The organism is Caviibacter abscessus (assembly GCF_001517835.1).
Classification (GTDB): Bacteria; Fusobacteriota; Fusobacteriia; order Fusobacteriales; family Leptotrichiaceae; genus Caviibacter; species Caviibacter abscessus.
On sequence record NZ_LOQG01000036.1, the window covers coordinates 37,951 to 57,669 of the forward strand.

Genomic DNA, 19,719 nt, shown 5'->3' on the forward strand with positions numbered 1-19,719 from the left:
TTATCCCTCATATTCAAAAACTAAACCAACCCAATTATTTTTCTCTTTTTTATCAATTAATTTTAATCCTTTTTCTTGAGTTTGATTTAATATTTTGTATTCTTTTTCTTTTAATATTCCTGAAAATATCACTATACTTCCTTTTTTTAGTACCTTTAATATATCAACTAATAATAATTCAAGAACATCTGTTAATATATTTGATACAACTAAATTATACTTGTTTTCAATTTTATCTACAAGATTTCCTATAATAATTTCATAATCATTTTTTATACCATTTTTTTCAAAATTGTTATTTACAACATCAAAACAATTCTTATCGATATCTATTCCCGTAACACTTTTTGCACCTAGTTTTTTAGATACCAACATTAATATTCCTGAACCACAACCAATATCAAGTACGTCATCAGATGTTTTTACATATTTTTCTATTAAATCTATACATAAAGATGTTGTTTCATGAGTTCCTGTACCAAATGCCATTGAAGGATCTATATTTATTACTATCTCATCATTTTGTGCATCATAATCTATCCAACTTGGATTTATCACTATTTTACTTCCAATTTTAGTTGTAACAAATGCTTTTTTCCATTCATCTTTATATGAACTTGTATCTAAATCATTTACATATAATTCAAATACACAATTTTCAAGCTTATTATTTAATTCAACACTTATTTTATTTACAATTTTGTCAAAAAATCTATTATTTGGTAAACAAAATATTACAGACCATACCATTTTTTTCAAATTAAAATTATCAAGATAATCAAGCTTATTCATAGTAAAATCTTCTTCTAGCTCTAATTCAAATATACCAAAATCTTTTAATGTTTCAATTATCTTTTGTTTATTCTCTAAGTTATTATCACTGTAATATTCTATCTTAACTTTTTTTAGTATCATACTTCGTCATATCCTAAATTTATTCTTTTTATTTCTTTACAATATCCTGTTTTTTCATCAATAATAACTTCGATACCATTAATTCTAAGGTTTTCTTCACATGGAACATATCTAGGTGCATAACCTTCTTTAAATCTTTTTATACTTTCACGTTTGTTCATACCTAAAACACCATCATTTCCACCCGTCATACCTAAATCAGTAATATATCCTGTTTTCCCGTAAAGTATCTTTTCATCTGCTGTTTGCGTATGTGTATGTGTTCCATAAATAACTGAAGCTATTCCTGCTAAATTCCAACCCATTGCTTGTTTTTCAGATGTTGCTTCCGCATGAAAATCTACTATTAATATATCCACTTGTTCCCGTAATTTAGGAGCTAATTCATCTATTGCAAGAAATGGACAAGCTATAGGCTGCATAAAAATTTTACCTTGTATATTTATCACACCTACTTTAACATTATTTTTATTAACTATTACATATCCATGTCCAGGTAGTGCCTTATGAAAATTATGTGGTCTTATTATTTTCTTCTCTTCATCAAGGTATGAAAATACTTCTTTTCTGTCATATGTATGATTTCCTAAAGTTATTACATCTACACCTTTATTTAAAAATTGTTTTGCAATATTAGGGGTTATTCCAAATCCTGATGCTGCATTTTCACCATTTACGATTATAAAATCATAATTATGCTTTCTTTTTTCTAAAAACTTATAAAGCATATCTCTCCCTGGTTCACCAACTACATCCCCTATCATTAAAAATTTCATTTTTAATTCTCCTATTCTAATTAAGTCAAACTATATATTTAAAATTATTTTTATAACTTTTTGTCTAATTTTATTATATTAGTTTTTATAACTTTTTACAAATATTTTATAAAAAAAATTATCCCTAAAAAATTCAGGAATAATTTCTTTATATATCATTATTTTGCATATTCTACTGCTCTTGTTTCTCTAACTACAGTTACTTTTATTTGTCCTGGATATTGCATTTTTTCTTCTATTTCTTTTGCAATATCTCTTGATAATATTATTGCCTTATCATCATCAATTTTATCAGGACTTACTATAAGTCTTAATTCTCTTCCTGCTTGAATTGCATAAGAGTTTTCAATTCCTTCATGAGAATTTGCTATTTCTTCTAATTGTTCAAGTCTTTTAATATAGTTTGCAAGTGTTTCTCTTCTTGCACCAGGTCTTGATGCAGACATAGCATCAGCTGCTTGTAATATTACCGCTTCAACACTCATTTGCTCAACTTCATTATGGTGTGATTCAACTGCATTTATTACTATTTCATTTTCTTTTGAGAATTTTCTTAAAAATTCTGCTCCGTTTATAGCATGAGAACCTTCTTGCTCATGAGAAAATGCTTTTCCTATATCATGAAATAGTCCTGCTCTTTTTGCATTATCAACATTAGCTCCTATTTCTGCTGCTATTGCTCCAGCTATATGAGCAACTTCTATACAATGCTGTAATACATTTTGTCCAAATGAAGTTCTATATTTTAATCTACCTAAAACTTTTAATACTTCTTTGGGAAGTGTTGGTATACCAACTTCAAGTATTGCTCTCTCAGCAGCTTCAAACATACTTTGTTCAACTTCTGCTGCCGCTTTTTCAACTAATTCTTCTATTTTTGTTGGATGTATTCTTCCATCTTGAATAAGTTTTTCAAGTGCAATTTTTGCAACTTCTCTTCTTACTCCATCAAATGATGATAAAACAACAGCTTCAGGTGTATCGTCTATTATAAGGTCAACTCCTGTTGCAGCTTCAATAGCACGTATATTACGTCCTTCTTTCCCTATTATTCTACCTTTCATTTCTTCACTTGGAAGTTCAACAACAGTTATACTTGCATCAACAATAAAATCTGCTGCCGCTTTATTCATCGCTGTAGATAAAACTCTTTTTGATATTTTATCTTTTTCTCTATCTAAGTTATATTCAAATTCTTTTATTTTTACCGCTTTATCATGATCCAATTCATTGTCAAGTTTATTTAGTATTATATCTCTGGCTTCTTCAATTGTAAGTTCTGCTATTTTTTCCAATTCTTTTTCTTGTTTAGTTATAAGTTCGCTTAATTCTTCTTCTTTAACTTTTAGTTTTACTTTTTGTTCATCAACCTTTTGTTCTTTTTCTTCTAATTTTTGATATTTTAAATCAAGGTTTTCTTCTTTTTTAACAAGTCTTGCTTCTTTTTGAGAAATCTCACTTTTCATAAGCTTTATTTCTTCGTCTGCTTCTCTTTTAGTATTTAGTAGCTGTTCCTTAACTTTTAAGGTTTCTTCTTTTCTGTATGCTTCTACTTCTCTTTCAACTTCTTTTTTAGTTACATCAAAACGTCTTTTAATGTCCATAATTTTTAGTTCTAATTCACTTAGTTCTCCGAACTTTTCTATATATGTTTTTCTAGTATATAATAATACTATTATGAAAGCAGATAGTAAAAGTACAAAAATAATAGCTACTATAATGTAAATATTCATTTTTCCCCTTTCTATTAATGCCTTTCATACACATCATAGATTTTCCAAATATCATTGTCCTTTATCCAAACAACATCGAAATAATTACTAGTCGTGCCAAAATTTATAACTAGTAACGAGTTTATTTTATTATTTGAAAGTATATTTATTTTATTCTCAGGTATAAATAACAATATGTTTGAGAAATCCTGCTTTTTCAATTCATTAAGTATAATCCTATTTTTTAATGTGTGTACAAAAAACTTATCTATATCTTTCTTTTTATTTTGTTTAGCTAACTCTATAAACTGATTAGTAGAGATTACAAAAGAAGAATATGTATTATCATAATCAATTTTTTCAGTTGTTACATTATTAGCTGTGCAAGCCATAAATACTATTAAAAATATGCTATAAATTATTTTTTTCATAGTACCTCCAGTTTAAACAAGCATAGCACATTTAAGTTAAAATTTCAACAAATATATAATTTAGTGTATTTTGTATGTCATTCTTTATTTTGAATTTAAAATTTTATATGGTAAAATATGCATATATAATTATTTTTAGTTAGGAGAATTTTTTTCAAATGATTAAAATACAACGACAAAACAAGATATTAAAATATTTATCTATAAACGGGACTATTTCTATATCTTCATTATCAAAAGAATTTAACTGTAGTGAAGAAACTATAAGAAATGATTTAAAACAACTTGAGTTAATCAGTAAACTTAAACGTACTCATGGCGGAGCATATATAGAAGACACTCATGACAGAGGTATTCCAAATGATATAAAGGAAAATCTTATGTTAGATGAAAAAAGATACATAGCAGAGCTTGCTATAAAGTACATAAAAAATAACAATACAATTATGCTTGATTCAAGTACAACATGTATAGAACTTGTAAAAAAAATACTTGAAACTGATTTATACATCACTATAATTACAAACTCTTTACAAATATCAAATTTATGTATAAATTCTCAAAATATAAAAATAATACTTGTTGCAGGAAAATTAAATAAAAAAACAAAATCATTGACAGGACATTTAACTACACAGGTTTTAGAACTTTTCAAACCAGATATTTCATTTATAAGTTTTCCTACCATAGATAAAAAACAAGGTTTCGGTGATAACACAATTGAAGAATTGACAATAAGAAATGCAATGTTATCTAATTCAAGAAAGAATATAATACTTTTAGATAATACAAAATTTAGAGATAATTCATCAGTAATCTTTACACCCGTTAAAAATATTGACATAGTTATTACAGATAAAAAAATAAGTACTGAATGGAAAAGTTTTTTTGAAAATTTAAAAATTGAAGTTATTTTTTAATTATAAAAAAATCGTTTTTCTTTTTAAAGATTAACGATTTTTTCATATTTATAATTCTAAATTAAAGTGCAAATTTTAAAACTTCTATAACTTCACTTAAAGAAAGACCCGTATAATGTCCGATTTTCATTTTATCATTTTTGGTAGCTTTAATAGCCATTTTAGTAAATTTATCATCTTTTATGTTAAAGTTTGAAAGTTTTGTTCTCATTCCAATAGAAATGTATATTTGCTCCAATTTATCAGCAAGTAATAATGCAAGTTCTTTTTCAGAATAATTTTTATAATCATACCCAAATAATCTATTTGCTAATTGTGCAAGTTTTTCAGGAGCTTTATCTGCCATGTACCTTATATATGCCGGCAAAACTGTAGCCATACCTTCTCCATGTGTTATACCATATTCTTGTGATAATTCATGTTCTATTCTATGCGATGCCCAGTCTGAAATTCTACCACAATCCAATAAGTTATTATGAGCTATTACTGAAATAAAAAATATTTCTGATAATGCATTTCTATTTTTATTGTCTTTTAATAATCTTTCAACATTTAAAAACAAAGATTTAAGCATTCCCTCTATCATATAATCTGTTGTATCTACAAATTTAACAGATGTAAAATATCTTTCAAGTAAATGAGCTGATATATCTGTAATTCCTGCAAACATTTGAAATTTTGGAACAGATTCCAAATATAACGGGTTTAATATTGCAAATTTCGGAATTAAAAAATCATATTCTATTCCAAGCTTGTTTTCATCACTTGAAAGAATAGAGGCATTAGAAGTTTCCGAACCGCTTGAAGCAATTGTTGATATAACACCGATTGGAAGTGCTTTCGTAGGTTCTGATTTATATAAATAAAAATCCCAAACATCAATGTCACTTTTAGCTCCTACAGCTACAGCTTTTGCCGTATCAACACTTGAGCCTCCTCCTACAGCTAATATGAAGTCTATATTTTCTTTTTTACATAAATTTATTAATTCTCTTGCAAGTTCAAGTTTTGGATTGGGTACAACTTTATTTTCATAAAAATAACTAATATTTAAATTTTCACATACATTTATAATCTCATCATATATTCCTAAATCTTTTATAAAATCTCCACTACTAAGTATTAACATTTTTTTTACGTTAAATTTTAAAAGTTCTTCTTTTAAATATGATAAACTGCTTTCTCCAAATATTATTTTGGCACCATTTTGAAACTTAAAATCTTTCATAATAACATCTCCCTATAAATCTAATATCCTAGGATCACCTAATGTTTTTGCATAATAGTATATCTTGGCTGCATCTTCTACATATTCAGCAGCTAAAAATGCTTCATCTATGTCACTTCCGCAACTTATAGTTCCGTGGTTTCCTAATATACATGAATTTCTATTTTCTAAATATGGTAAAACTGTTTCTCCAAGCTCAGCAGATCCCGCAGGTTTAAAAGGAGATACTTTTATATCACCACCTAAATAAGGTTTCATTTCAACTAAAATTAAGGGTACATTTTGGTAAACAACTGAAAGTGCAGTTGCAAAAGTTGAATGAGTATGAACAATCGCATTATATTTAGAATATTTTTTATAAACTGCTATGTGCATTTTCCATTCAGAAGAAGGCTTAAGCCCATTAATATACGGTTCTCCATTTGAATTAATTTCAACTACATCACTAGGCGTCATTTTATTATATGGTATCCCGCTTGGTGTTATAAAAAAGCTGTCTTTCTTTTTTAAATTTCTTATGCTTATATTCCCACTAGTTCCTGCTACCAATCCCCTGTTATATAAATTTTTCCCAGCTTCAACTATCAATTCTTTTAAATCCATTTCTATTTTATGATAAAGTCTATAACTAATATCATATACTCCTTTCTTATATTCAGTAAAATTTTACAGTTTCATTTTTAAAATATGTATTTAAATCAAAAGAAGAAAAAATACCCTTATCAGTAACAATTCCACTGATAAGATAAGGAGGAGTAATATCAAACGAAGGATATATAGCCTTTGATTTTTCATATGAATGATTACCAAGTACCAATTTTGGATCTTTCATTTCTATTACTATATCTTTTTCATCATATTTGTCATCATCAGGTATACCTGTAACAAAATAAGGTATTTTAAAATGGTTTGCAAGTATTGCAATTTGATATGTCCCTATCTTATTTGCAATATATCCTTGTCTTGTAATGGTATCAGCCGCTGAAGTAAACAAATTAATTTTTTCATATTTCATAGCATAGGCTATCATATTGTCAGTAATTACGGTTGTATCAAAACCCATTTCAGAAAAGCACGTTGCAGTTAGTCTTGCACCTTGAAAATATGGTCTTGTTTCTGCACAGTAAACTTTTACATTAAGTTTATTCTGAAGCTTTAAAACCTTAATAAGCATACCTATTATTGTTTCTCCAAAACATTGTGTAAGTATTCTGTCTTCATCTTTTATTTGACTTGCTAAATATACCGCAACTTTTTCCATTATCATATATCTTCTTTCAAGTGATTTTATAGTTTCTTCTTTTATAGCCTTTGCTACGTCCATATTATTATAAATCGCACTTTTAGCTATTTTTAAGCAATTATTAGTTATTTTTTCCATTCTATTTGCCGTTGTAGGTCTTGCATGTGATAAGATATAACTTGCTTTTTCTAAGTATTTTATTTGTTCCTCTTTATTTTTATTCTTACATTCAAACGCCGCTAAAGCCATTCCCATTCCAACTGCCGTATATGGTCCTGCACTTTGTGTTACCATATCAAAAATAGCCCTTGCAACTTCTTCATATTTAGTACATTTTACAAAAGAAATTTTTTCAGGATAAATCCTTCTATCTAATATATTTACATAACCGTCTTCATAAAACCACGCAATATTTTCATATTTAAGCATAAACGGCAAATCTTCATCATATCTTTTCATAAAAATTCCTCCGAAATACTTTTATTTATTAATTCTAGGCTCTTTCCACCATGCATAAATAAGTACTACCAAGCAAAATATAAACATAGGAATTATAGCTCCCTGTTCTTTTAAGTAACTGTAGCTTGACATAAATCCTATTATATATATAACTATGCTTATAACAGGTATAACATACATAGCCCACTTAGGTAATTTAAATGCTGCTTTTTCATAAGCGTCAGGATTTTTTTTAAGTAAAAACATTACAGCTATTACAGGAAATATAGAAAATATTAATCCTATGTTAGTTCCTATAACTGAAATTGCTCTAATTTCCTGTCCTAAAATAATAGGTATCATTCCTGCGATATAATACATAAGTAAAAGCCAATGTGGAGTTTTAAACATTTTATTTTCTTGAGCCAGTTTTTTAGGTAACCACCCGTCATTTATAGCAGCTTTTATACCTTTTGTCGCCCAAGCAAATACTGCATTTAATGATGAAAGAAGTGCTGCCATTCCTCCACCTATCATAAATACAAGATACATCCAGTTAGGTAAAATTTTTTTAGCAACTATACCTAAATTTTTAAATGCTACTTCTTCAATAGGTAAAACTCCTGCTGCAACTATAGCAATAAATAAATATAAAACAGAAACTGAAAATGTTGATGCAAGCATTGCATACGGTATATCTCTTCCTGGATTTTTAGAATCTCCCCCGAACTCAGATAAAAATTCTGCACCTATTAGTGCATATCTTACTAAAACCGAAGCTGCTAAAAAATTTCCAATTCCTTGTGGGATAGTATTTTTTAAAGTAAAAAAAGATGTAAAATCATTTACCTGCGGTAATCCAAAACCTACAAAAGCAAGTAATGACAATACAAGTATTGAAACTACGAATCTTTGTAAAAATACACTGCTTTTTAAGCCTACAATATTAACTAAAAATACAAAAGTCATCATTATAGCAGCCACTATATGAACATTTATAAAAGGGAATAATTCTTTTGCATAATCGGCAAATCCTATTGCATATTGAGCAAGTATAAATTGACCAAATACTAAAAGTGCAACATAGAAAAAAGCTGTTTTTTTGCCTATTAAATCTCTTACATAAGTATACATTCCACCTGCGTTAGGTATAGCTGAACCCAATGCTGCTATTGATATCGTAGGAATAATTACTATAATACCTGCAACAGCAAAAGAAATTGCAACTCCTTTTCCTGTCATTCCTATCGCTATACAAAGTAAAACCATGATACCCGACCCTATAATTTGACCAACTCCCATTATTAAAAGCTCAAAAAAACTCAATTTTTTCATTTTTAACCTTCTTTCTTATATTTCAATTTTAATAAGAGCATCAAGTGCAATTATTGCACATTCTTCAACAGTTTCCTTTAAAACTTCAGGATCGGGGTCATTATCTTCTGCTGAATTTAAAACTTCCAGTGCATTTCCATCAACTGAAAGTATAGAGCCTACTTTAACATTATATAAAGAACCTGCTGTATATAACGCTGAAACTTCCATTTCTAAAGCTATTGCTCCTGCTTGTGCCTGTTTTTCAGTGTTGGTTTCCATTATACCACCGTAAAATGCACCTTGTGTTACAATTATTCCATTATGAACATTTTTATCTGTTTTCTCAGATTCCTTTATCAAAGTATTTACAACATTTAAATCTGCTATTGCAGGAAATGAATCAGGAACATAAATATTTGATACACCATCTTCCTTAGCAGCTGCTATAGGTATAACAATGTCTCCCGCTTTTATATTTTCATTTAACGAACCGCATGTTCCAAGCCTAATAATAGCACAAGCTCCACCTTTTATAAGGCTTATAAATGACAACATAGCTCCACTTGCACCTACACCGTGAGATGATATATTTATAGGAACTCCTTTGTACTCACCGTAATATGTCCAATACTCTCTCCCCTTTGCTAAACATTTTACATTTTGTAATTTTTTTGATAACATTTCTGCTCTGAACGGATCTCCACAAACTAAAACTCTTTTTTCAATATCACCTTTTCCAAGTCTTATACCAGGTAATAAGTCTTTTGACATAATATCCCTCCCATATTTTAATTTTCATTATAATTATACTTCGAAAACAAAAAAAGTCAAAGAAAAATCAAAAAAAATAAAAAATATCCAAATAAAATTCAATTTTTAACTAACGTGTATGTATTAAATAAAAAAATGTGCGATAATCTATCACACATTTCATATATTTATTTACATTTTCATATCTATAACCATACGACCTTGTATTTTACCATTTTCCATTTCATCAAAAATGTCATACACATCAGTTATTGGTCTTTTCTTAACTACTGGTACTACTAATCCTTCTGCACCGAATTGGAATGCTTCTTCAAGATCTTTTCTTGTTCCAACTAATGATCCTATAATTTCAATTCCGTCTAATACAGTCTTAACAATTGAAACGTCCATTGTTTCTGAAGGAAGTCCTACTGCAACTACTTTTCCAGCAGCTCTTACTGAATCAATTGCTTGATTAAACGCAACTTTTGAAACAGCCGTAACAACAGCTGAATGAGCTCCACCAACTTTTTCTTGTATCAATTTAGCTGGATCTTCTTTTAATCCGTTTATTACTATATCTGCTCCTACTTCTTTAGCTAATGCTAATTTATCATCATTAATATCTACTGCTATAACATGTGCATTAAATACTTTTTTAGCATATTGAACAGCTAAGTTTCCAAGTCCTCCTGCTCCGTAGCATACTATCCATTGACAAGGTTTTAATTTAGCTGCTTTTATTGCTGCATAAACTGTAACACCTGCACAAGTTATACTACTTGCTTGAGCTGGATCTAATCCTTCAGGTACTTTAACTGCATAATCAGCAGGTACTATACATTGAGTTGCCATTCCACCATCTGCTGAATATCCTGCATTAAGAACTGTTCTACATAAAGTTTCTCTTCCCGTATTACAATATTCACAAGATCCACAACCTTTGAAGAACCAAGCAATACTTACTCTATCTCCAACTTTAAGTGCTGTAACACCTTCCGCTACTTCACTTACTACTCCAACACCTTCATGCCCTAATACTCTACCTGGAACTTTCCCAAAATCTCCATGTGCTACGTGTAAATCAGTATGACAAACTCCACAAAATTCTACATCAACAAGAGCTTCTCCATATTTTAAACCTCTTATTTCCTTTTCAACAAGTTCAATACCTGTTCCTTCTTGGTTTACTATGACTGCTTTCATCATATACCTCCACAAATTATTTTTTTCTCTTAGTGATAGTATACCTCATAGGATAAATTTGTCAAGATGTATTTTAACATTTATTTTTACTTGCTTATTAAATTTTTTAAAAATTCAGTTATAGAATTTAAAAATGATTTTTTATTATTTTTTTCTAAACGCACAATTGACTCTTTTGCAATGTAATCATCAGATAATTTATAGTATTTTAATGCCTCTTTTATATTTTTCTCATTTTCGTATTTATTTGCAATAATAAGTGCAGCTGCATTTACTCCTTCATTATATGCTAAAATATATTCATTTATATCATCAGTCATTCTTGCTTTTAAGAAATAATAAAGTCCTAAATCTTTTTCTTTTAGTTCTTCTAATATTATTTGGGCATTTTTCATATCTTTTTTTACTTCCATTAAAAACATAACATAATTATAGTGACTTCTGATATTACCATTTTTATAGCTTTTATAAAGATAGGTATTAGCTTTATCATAATTTTTAAAATCTAAATAAATATTTGCAAGTGTAAAACATGCTCTATCATCTTCATCAGCTATTTCTCCAAGCATTTCAATAGCTTTTTCCAAATTTAAAAAATTATTTATTGCTTCTTGGTATTTATCTTCCATATTCCAATTATTCCTATAATTATCATGATAAAGCTAATTAAATAAGGAGCTCTAATTCCATAAAATCTTAAATCTTCAGCTCTAAATGTACTTACAAATACCCTTATAATTCCATAAGCTATTAGATATATCATTGTTAAAATACCTGATTTGTATTCTTTTTTTCTAAAGAAAAACCAAATTAATAAAAATGCTATAAAATTAAGTATCATTTCATATATCATTGCTGGATGTAATGGGTATGACGGAAATTCAATTCCTGCCGGAGTATCTTGCGGAAATACTACACCCCAAGGAACATTTGTTTTATAATTCGCTTGTTCAGCTAATGGCAACGAATTGTAATATTCCCACCATTTTGAAAACGTTCCTGTAAATATTACTTTTAGAGGGGTAAATGTTGGAACTCCATGTATTTCTCCATTTGCAAAATTACCTATTCTACCTAATGCTTGACCTAGTATTAAAGGCCCTACAGACATATCAGTTAAATCAAATAGTTTATATCCTTTAATTTTTGAAAAAATATATGCACCTATTAATCCACCTATTATTCCTCCATGGATTGCTAAACCGCCCTTCCAAACAGCAATTATATCTGCTATATTTTGTCCATAATAATCCCATCTAAAAAGAACATAATATATTCTTGCACCTATAAGTCCAGAAAATAACGCTGTTACAGCAAAATCTTCTATATCTTTTACACTTGTTATTCCTTTTTTCTTTATAACATCATCTCTTTTTGCAATATAAATAGCTAAAAGTAGTGCAATTATATACATAAGACTGTATATACGAAGTTCAAAAAAACCTATTTTAAATAAATATGATCTCATTTTATTCCCCCAACATCTTCATAATTTTGTATTACTTTGCTTGTAATTAAACTTCTATTTGTAGGATTATCACTACCTAATATAACTTCAAATAATTTATCATCATTATTTTCATAATAAATTGATATATTATATTTTGAACTATTATGATAACCGGTTTTAATTCCTTTTATTCCATTTAAATTTTCTAATAAATCGTTTGTATTCTCTAATTCCTGATTTTTAACTCTTATGTTTTTTATTTTTACTATTTCTGCTATTGGTTCATAATTTTTAATAGCATATTTTGATAGTTTAAGTATAGCTCTTGCACTTCCCATATCCATACAAGAATTTGTGTAACTAGGAGGTAAACCATGTACACTGCAATAATGCAAATCTTCTATTCCTATTTCACGTGCTTTTTCATTCATTAAACTTACAAAATCAGGTGATACATAATCCGCTAAAACTTGAGCTGCCGCATTTGTTGACTTTATTAAAATTAATTTAAGTAATTCTTCAACTGTATATACTTGCCCTGCCTTAATTTTTGCACCATAAGGTATGCTGGCTTGTTTTTTCGTTACTTTTATTTTTTCATTCAAATCTTTTATATTATCAAGTGCAACAATAGCTGTCATTATCTTTGTTAATGACGCAAGAGGTCTCATTTCATCTATATTATCTTCTACCAATATCTTTTCATCATCTGCAAGTAAATACGATTTATATATATCATTATTTTCTATTTTCAAATACGATACAGGTACACTATACTTATTTTCAATTCTGTAATATAAATTTGAAGTTAATTCTGAAAATGTGTTTAAATAAAAAAATATAATTGAAACTAATAATGTCTGTTTACTCGCCGACATCATAACTACCTTCTTTTTTAGAATTTTGTTTATTGATTTCATCTAAAATTAATTTTGCTTGTTCATTCCCATTATTTTTAGCCATTTCAAGCCATTTAATTGCATTTTCATTATCTCCCTTGCTGTTATATGAAATTCCTATTGCAAGCTCCAATTCTTTATGACCAAGCTTATGTTGCTCTAAAAGTAGTGGCAATGCTTTTTCATGTTCTCCTGAATTAAAATACATTGCTGCTAAATCATACCCAACTGATTTTTCCCCTCTTTTATATCCTTTTTCAAGCCAAGTTTTTGCTTCCTCATTTTTATTTAAATTTGCATATGCAAATGCAAGTTGTAAATCTACTTTTTTTTCTCCATTTTCATATGCTTTTTTCAAATAAGTTATTGCTTTTTCAAAATCCTTTTTTTGTAGTGCTATAACACCTAAATTTTGATTTATCTGTGCTTTAATATTTTTATACTCTTTTTTATTTGGCAATAAGTTTGCATTTTCAAGTGCTTTATCTAAATTTTTATCATTTAAATAATATATAGTAAGACCATATAAAGCTTCTTCTATATTGTATTTTTTACCAAGCTCAAGCACACTTATATATTTTTCCTTAAATTGATATTTTCCATATATTTGTGCAAGAGTTAATATTGCTTCCTTATCACCACTTTGAGATAAAAATATTACATATCCCAACTTATCAAAATTTATTCCATCTTTAGTTAATATTTCTTTTTGTGCGTCAGTAAAAGTTTGTGTATATTTTTCATAATTTTTTTCAAAAGAACCTTGAAATAAAGTATTTTCTTTATTTTCTTCTAAATCATTTTTTACAATTTCTATTGGAACTATATTTTTAGTATCTGTGTTATTAACTGTTTGCTTTTCTTCTTTTTTTCCACAAGATACAAAACCCAATAATAATAGCACAAATAATACTTTTTTCATTTTATTTTTCTCCAAATTTAATATATTTTTTTATAAGTTCATTTACAATTAACGGTATTAATGTAAATCCAATTACTATATCTAAATCCATAAATGTAAGAGACATTAAATTAAATGCTTTTGCTAAAAATGGAATTGATATTAATGAAAATTGTAATACTACACCGATAATTAAAGAATAATTTAAATATTTATTTGAAAATATCCCAACTTTAAATATTGATTCCTTGTCATTTCTCATAGTATATGCATAAAATAGCTGTGATATTGTCAATACTATAAATGACATTGTTCTAGCATAAGCTAGCTGATGTTTTCCTGCACTTATTAAATTATTTAAAGGAACACCCTGTTCAAATAATCCTATTACAAATGCAAGTAGTGTTAAAATACCTATTAACATTCCCCCAACTATTGCTCTAAACCAAGCTCCTTGTGCAAAAAAACTTTCGTTTGCATTTCTTGGCGGCTTATTCATAACGTCTATTTTTGATTTATCAACACCAAGTGCAAGTGCTGGAAAAGTATCTGTTACAAGATTTACCCATAATATTTGCGAAGCAAGAAGAGGTATAGGTAAACCTAATAAAGTTGCAAATAATATTGAAATAACTTCCCCTATATTACAAGAAAGTAAAAACATTATTGATTTTTTTATATTATTATATATATTTCTACCCTCTTCAATAGCTGTTACTATTGTTGTAAAATTATCATCTGTAAGTATCATATCACTTGCACCCTTTGCAACATCAGTACCTGTTATTCCCATTGCAACACCTATATCAGCAATTTTTAATGAAGGTGCATCATTTACTCCATCACCTGTCATTGATACTATATTTCCATTTGATTTTAAAGCTTTTACTATTCTAACTTTATGTTCAGGAGAAACTCTTGCAAATACTCTGTATTTACTTACTACTTCTTTCAATTTTTCATCAGTCATTTTTTCTAACTCAGTACCTGTCATACAAGCATTAATATCTTTTGTTATGTTCAACTCTTTAGCAATTGCAAATGCTGTATTCTTGTGATCTCCTGTTATCATAACAACATTTATTCCAGCTTGATGTGCCTTTTTTATTGAATCTTTTACCTCAAGTCTTGGTGGATCTATCATTCCTACCATACCGATTAATACTAAATCTTTTTCATATTCATCTTGAGATATATTATCATTAGTATCTTTATAGGCAACACCAATTACACGAAGTGCTTCATCAGACATAGAATTTGCAATATTTAAAATCTCATCTTTTTGATCCTGTGATAATTCTAATATTTCACTTCCTACAAGAATATGAGGACATATTTTTAGTAAATTATCTATTGCCCCTTTGGTATGTACTCTATATCCATCATTTTCTTTATTTAATGTTGACATTAATTTTCTATCAGAATCAAATGGTACTTCTCCAATTCTTAAAAACTTATCATTTAATTGTTTTTTATACATTTCATTTTTTATGCCATACGAAATAAAGGCAACTTCAGTCGGATCTCCTATAGGCATGTCATCAACTATATCTGCATCTGAACATAAAATTAACGATTTAATTAAGTCATATTCACTATCTGCTTTAAAATATGATTTAACAACTGTCATTTTATTTTGTGTAAGTGTTCCTGTTTTATCAGAACAAATAAAATTTACAGAACCCAGTGTTTCAACAGCAGGCAATTTTTTTATTATTGCATTTTTTTTAGACATTCTTGTAACACCCATTGCAAGAACTATTGCAATTATTGCAACAAGACCTTCAGGTATAGCTGCTACTGCAAGACTTATAGCAGTAACAAACATTTCAATCATTTCTCTACCTTGTAATACTCCAATAATGAAAATGAAAAAACATATTACTATTGCACCATACCCTAAAGTTTGACCTAATTTATTCATTTTCTTTTGAAGAGGCGTTTTATCTTCTTCTTCATTAAGTAATTTCGCTATATCTCCTATTTTAGTATTATTTCCTGTTGCAACTACAATACCTATTCCACGACCATATGTAACTAAAGTTGACATAAATGCCATATTAGTCATATCAGCAATACTTACATCTTTAGTTAATACATCATTTGCATTTTTTTGTGCAGGAACAGATTCTCCAGTAAAACTGCTCTCTTCTATTTGAAGATTTACGCTTTCAATAAGTCTTAAATCTGCCGGTACGTATCTACCTGCATCAAGTGCAACTATGTCTCCTACAACAACATCTTTTGAATCTATTTCTAAACTAACCCCGTTTCTTATAACCACAGCTTTAGGTGAAGTCATATTTTTCAAAGCATTTAATGCTTTTTCAGCTTTTAATTCTTGTACTACACCAACTACTGCATTAATTACTACCACAGCTAATATAATAATAGCATCAATATATTCATGTTTAACTATTACTGTAAGTGCTGCTGAAGCTAATAAAACACAAACTAAAACATCTTTTAATTGTTCAAATAAAAGGGCTAAAACACTTTTTGTTTTGCCCTCTTCCAATTTATTTTCACCATTTTCCAAAAGTCTTTCTTTAGCTTGTTCATTTGTTAAACCTTGCTTAATATCAGTTTTTAATTCACTTAAAACCTGTTCTATTGTTTCTTGGTAAAATTTCAATTTTATCTCCTTATAACTCACTGTCAAAATATTTTTTTGCTTGATTGTGATACTCAATACCTGATATTACTGTTAAAAATACTGCCGGTACTAATATCAAAGAATTTACAAATTTAAAAAATAAGAAATTCGGTAAAATTATTGCTATACTTAATGCAATATATGTTGCAACCGTCTTATATTTCCCAAGTTGTGATGCAGGTATTGCACCGGCACCTCTTGAAGCTGCTACAGCTCTTTCAGCTGTGACTATTAATTCTCTTGTTAAAATTATTAAAACGAATATTAAACTTATTAAATTATGTTTTAACAAAACAAACATGCAAGAAAATGTTAACAATTTATCCGCAATAGGATCCATTATCTTACCAAAATCTGTAACTTCACCTGTTTCTCTTGCTATCTTGCCGTCCAAATAATCTGTAGCTATTGCAATTAAAAATATACTTAAAGCAAATGTTCTTCCAAAATAATTAAATATTATAAATCTTGAACTTAATGCCATATCAAAAAACACAATAAACGGAATAACAAGTACCAATCTTAATACTGTAAGTTTATTTGGTAAATTCATTTTACTAAAATCTAACATAACTACTCTTCCTTTCCGCTTTCGCAAGTAACTTGTTCTGTTTTACCTACTTGTTTCATACTCAAGCTAAATTTACCATCTTGATCTAGGTTTATTACTTTAACAGTTACTATTTGACCTTCTTTTAATTCATCTTCTACATTTTTTACTCTTTTTTCACTTATTTCAGAAATATGTAAAAGCCCTTCTTTTCCTGGAACTATTTCTACAAAAGCCCCAAATTTAGCTAATTTAACTACCTTACCTATGTATTCTTTACCTAATTCCACTATAAGTGTATATTGATTTACTAACTCCAAGGCTCTTTGCATCATATCTGCATCTTTTCCAAATATACTTACTCTTCCATCATCTTCTATATCTATTGAAACTTGAGTTTCTTCTATTATAGATTTAATAACTTTTCCAGCAGGTCCTATTAATCCTGCTATTGTAGAAGGATCTATTCTAAGATTAATAATTTTAGGTGCATTTTCTGATAAATAAGGTCTTGGTTCAGCTATTTCTTTTTCCATTATATCAATAATTTCAAATCTTGCTTTATGTGCTTGATTTAAGGCTATTCTCATAATTTCTTCAGTTATACCTTCTATTTTTATATCCATTTGTATAGCTGTTATTCCTTGTTTTGTACCTGCAACTTTAAAGTCCATATCTCCTAAATGATCTTCAAGTCCTTGTATATCTGTTAAAACTGTATATTCATCTTTTTCTTTAATAAGTCCCATTGCTATTCCAGCAACTGTTCCCTTTATAGGAACACCAGCAGCCATAAGTGCTAGAGAACCACCACAAATTGATGCTTGTGATGATGAACCATTTGATTCAGTTATGTCTGATACTACCCTTACAGTATATGGAAAATCATCTTCACTTGGCATAACTGCTTTTAATGCTCTTTCAGCTAAGTTTCCATGTCCTAATTCTCTTCTTCCAGGAGCTTTCATAAATCCAGCTTCTCCAACAGAAAATGGAGGGAAATTATAATGTAAGAAGAATTTCTTTCTCTTTTCATCTTCCATACCATCTACAATTTGCTCATCTTCTTTAGAACCTAAAGTTACCGTAGAAAGAGATTGTGTTTCTCCTCTAGTAAATAAAGCTGAACCATGAGGCATATCCAGCACATCTACTTTTGCATTTATTGGTCTTATTTGTTCTATACTTCTTCCATCTGGTCTATATTTTTCAAATATTATTAATTCTCTCACAATTTTCTTTTCTAAATCGTGGTAATAAGTTTTAAATTCTTTTTCAAATGCTTTGATACTTTTTTGATTATTATTTAATAATTTATCAATAACATCATTTATATCTTTTTCTTTTAATTCTTTTTCTGCAAGTTCTCTTGCAACTTTTTCCAAGAATATTTCAAGAAGCTTTTCTTCCAAATCATCAATAGCATCTTGTTTTGCTTGCTTACCGGGAACTAAAATAGCATCCTTTAATTCTTTTTCATAGCTATTTAAAAATTCTTTTACTTTATCATCTATTTGAGGAACTTCAAACTCGTATTTTTGTATTGAAAGTTCTTTTATTATATCTTCTTGTTGGCCACATATTGCCTTAATATTTTCGTGTCCAAATAAAATAGCTCCAAGCATTTGTTCTTCACTAACTTCATTAGACCAAGCTTCAACCATTGTTATAGCTTCCTTTGTTCCTGCAACAGATAAATAAATTTTACTATTTTCCTGTTGTTCTTTTGTTGGATTTAAAACATATTCTCCATCAACATATCCAACAGTTACTCCTGCAACAGGTCCATTAAATGGTATATCTGATAATGATAAAGCCATTGAAGCACCTAAAGTTGCAAGATTTTCAGGCATGTTAATCCCGTCAAATGAAACAACATTTAAAACAATATGTACAGCATTTAAAAATCCTTCTGGAAATAAAGGTCTTATTGGTCTATCAACAAGTCTTGAAATAAGTATTTCTTCTGTTGAAGGTTTTGATTCTCTTTTAATAAATCCACCAGGAAATTTACCTGAAGCATAAAATTTTTCAATATAATCTACTGTTAAAGGAAAAAAATCTTGTCCTTCTTTTACATCTTTTGATCTTGTAGCTGTAACAAGTAATGTAGTCTTACCACAAGTTATCATAACAGAACCTGATGCCTGTCTTGCAACTTTGCCGGTATTAATTTTTACAATACTGTCGCCCATTCTAATTTCATAATTTTTTTCGTTTTCAAACATTATATCCTCCTAAAATTAATGAAATGTGAGCAAATAACATTACAAGCTTTTTTATAAAAAACTTCTAAAATTACTTACTACAAACATTTCATTTTTTAT

The 19,719-nt window shown here is 28.4% G+C and carries 18 protein-coding genes; 1 reads left to right on the forward strand and 17 read right to left on the reverse strand.

Annotated elements, in window-relative coordinates:
- From prmA to AWT63_RS04675, 4 genes are all read right to left on the reverse strand, one after another.
- Window positions 1-915 carry a 50S ribosomal protein L11 methyltransferase gene (gene prmA, locus AWT63_RS04660; RefSeq protein WP_068268656.1) on the reverse strand — a complete coding sequence of 305 codons (915 nt, stop codon included), beginning with the start codon at window positions 913-915 and terminating at the stop codon, window positions 1-3.
- Window positions 912-1,691 (reverse strand): TIGR00282 family metallophosphoesterase, encoded by a 780-nt coding sequence (locus AWT63_RS04665; protein ID WP_068268657.1) that lies wholly within the window; start codon window positions 1,689-1,691, stop codon window positions 912-914. The genes prmA and AWT63_RS04665 overlap by 4 nt, the downstream gene beginning before the upstream one ends.
- Before the next feature lie 158 nt (window positions 1,692-1,849).
- Complete coding sequence (rny, locus tag AWT63_RS04670) at window positions 1,850-3,424, reverse strand: ribonuclease Y (protein WP_068268658.1); 1,575 nt, start codon at window positions 3,422-3,424, stop codon at window positions 1,850-1,852.
- Window positions 3,425-3,438: 14 nt separating this feature from the next.
- Entirely contained in the window at window positions 3,439-3,834 is a 396-nt protein-coding gene (locus tag AWT63_RS04675; RefSeq protein WP_068268659.1) for a hypothetical protein, read from the reverse strand.
- Between the two features lie 158 nt (window positions 3,835-3,992).
- On the opposite strand from AWT63_RS04675, the gene AWT63_RS04680 reads away from it, so the two are divergent.
- Complete coding sequence (locus AWT63_RS04680; protein ID WP_068268660.1) at window positions 3,993-4,754, forward strand: DeoR/GlpR family DNA-binding transcription regulator; 762 nt, start codon at window positions 3,993-3,995, stop codon at window positions 4,752-4,754.
- 61 nt (window positions 4,755-4,815) lie between these two features.
- Here AWT63_RS04680 and AWT63_RS04685 read toward each other — a convergent pair whose 3' ends face one another.
- The 13 genes from AWT63_RS04685 to pnp all read right to left on the reverse strand — a co-directional run bounded on the left by AWT63_RS04685 (window position 4,816) and on the right by pnp (window position 19,620).
- A complete protein-coding gene (locus AWT63_RS04685) occupies window positions 4,816-5,982 on the reverse strand; it encodes an iron-containing alcohol dehydrogenase (RefSeq protein ID WP_068268661.1) in 1,167 nt (388 codons plus the stop codon).
- Between the two features lie 12 nt (window positions 5,983-5,994).
- Window positions 5,995-6,585: a class II aldolase/adducin family protein gene (locus AWT63_RS04690; RefSeq protein ID WP_068268662.1), complete on the reverse strand. Its 591-nt coding sequence runs from the start codon at window positions 6,583-6,585 to the stop codon at window positions 5,995-5,997.
- 52 nt (window positions 6,586-6,637) lie between these two features.
- A complete protein-coding gene (locus AWT63_RS04695; RefSeq protein ID WP_068268663.1) occupies window positions 6,638-7,684 on the reverse strand; it encodes an S-methyl-5-thioribose-1-phosphate isomerase in 1,047 nt (348 codons plus the stop codon).
- Window positions 7,685-7,705: 21 nt separating this feature from the next.
- Window positions 7,706-8,998 carry an APC family permease gene (locus tag AWT63_RS04700; RefSeq protein WP_068268664.1) on the reverse strand — a complete coding sequence of 431 codons (1,293 nt, stop codon included), beginning with the start codon at window positions 8,996-8,998 and terminating at the stop codon, window positions 7,706-7,708.
- A 15-nt stretch (window positions 8,999-9,013) separates the two neighbouring features.
- Window positions 9,014-9,751 carry a nucleoside phosphorylase gene (locus AWT63_RS04705; RefSeq protein WP_068268665.1) on the reverse strand — a complete coding sequence of 246 codons (738 nt, stop codon included), beginning with the start codon at window positions 9,749-9,751 and terminating at the stop codon, window positions 9,014-9,016.
- A 171-nt stretch (window positions 9,752-9,922) separates the two neighbouring features.
- Complete coding sequence (gene adhP, locus AWT63_RS04710; protein WP_068268666.1) at window positions 9,923-10,936, reverse strand: alcohol dehydrogenase AdhP; 1,014 nt, start codon at window positions 10,934-10,936, stop codon at window positions 9,923-9,925.
- 86 nt (window positions 10,937-11,022) lie between these two features.
- Window positions 11,023-11,565 carry an SEL1-like repeat protein gene (locus AWT63_RS04715; RefSeq protein WP_068268667.1) on the reverse strand — a complete coding sequence of 181 codons (543 nt, stop codon included), beginning with the start codon at window positions 11,563-11,565 and terminating at the stop codon, window positions 11,023-11,025.
- Window positions 11,538-12,404 carry a prolipoprotein diacylglyceryl transferase gene (gene lgt, locus AWT63_RS04720; protein WP_068268668.1) on the reverse strand — a complete coding sequence of 289 codons (867 nt, stop codon included), beginning with the start codon at window positions 12,402-12,404 and terminating at the stop codon, window positions 11,538-11,540. Before lgt ends, AWT63_RS04715 begins: the two co-directional genes overlap by 28 nt.
- Window positions 12,401-13,264, reverse strand: a complete 864-nt coding sequence (locus AWT63_RS04725; RefSeq protein ID WP_068268669.1) for a D-alanyl-D-alanine carboxypeptidase family protein — start codon at window positions 13,262-13,264, stop codon at window positions 12,401-12,403. The genes lgt and AWT63_RS04725 overlap by 4 nt, the downstream gene beginning before the upstream one ends.
- Complete coding sequence (locus tag AWT63_RS04730; protein WP_068268670.1) at window positions 13,251-14,207, reverse strand: tetratricopeptide repeat protein; 957 nt, start codon at window positions 14,205-14,207, stop codon at window positions 13,251-13,253. The genes AWT63_RS04725 and AWT63_RS04730 overlap by 14 nt, the downstream gene beginning before the upstream one ends.
- Window position 14,208: 1 nt before the next feature.
- On the reverse strand, window positions 14,209-16,821 hold the full coding sequence (locus AWT63_RS04735) for a calcium-translocating P-type ATPase, PMCA-type (protein ID WP_068268671.1): 2,613 nt from the start codon (window positions 16,819-16,821) through the stop codon (window positions 14,209-14,211).
- Between the two features lie 10 nt (window positions 16,822-16,831).
- Entirely contained in the window at window positions 16,832-17,413 is a 582-nt protein-coding gene (gene pgsA, locus AWT63_RS04740) for a CDP-diacylglycerol--glycerol-3-phosphate 3-phosphatidyltransferase (protein WP_068268672.1), read from the reverse strand.
- A 2-nt stretch (window positions 17,414-17,415) separates the two neighbouring features.
- Complete coding sequence (gene pnp, locus AWT63_RS04745) at window positions 17,416-19,620, reverse strand: polyribonucleotide nucleotidyltransferase (protein ID WP_068268673.1); 2,205 nt, start codon at window positions 19,618-19,620, stop codon at window positions 17,416-17,418.
- Between the last annotated feature and the right edge of the window lie 99 nt (window positions 19,621-19,719).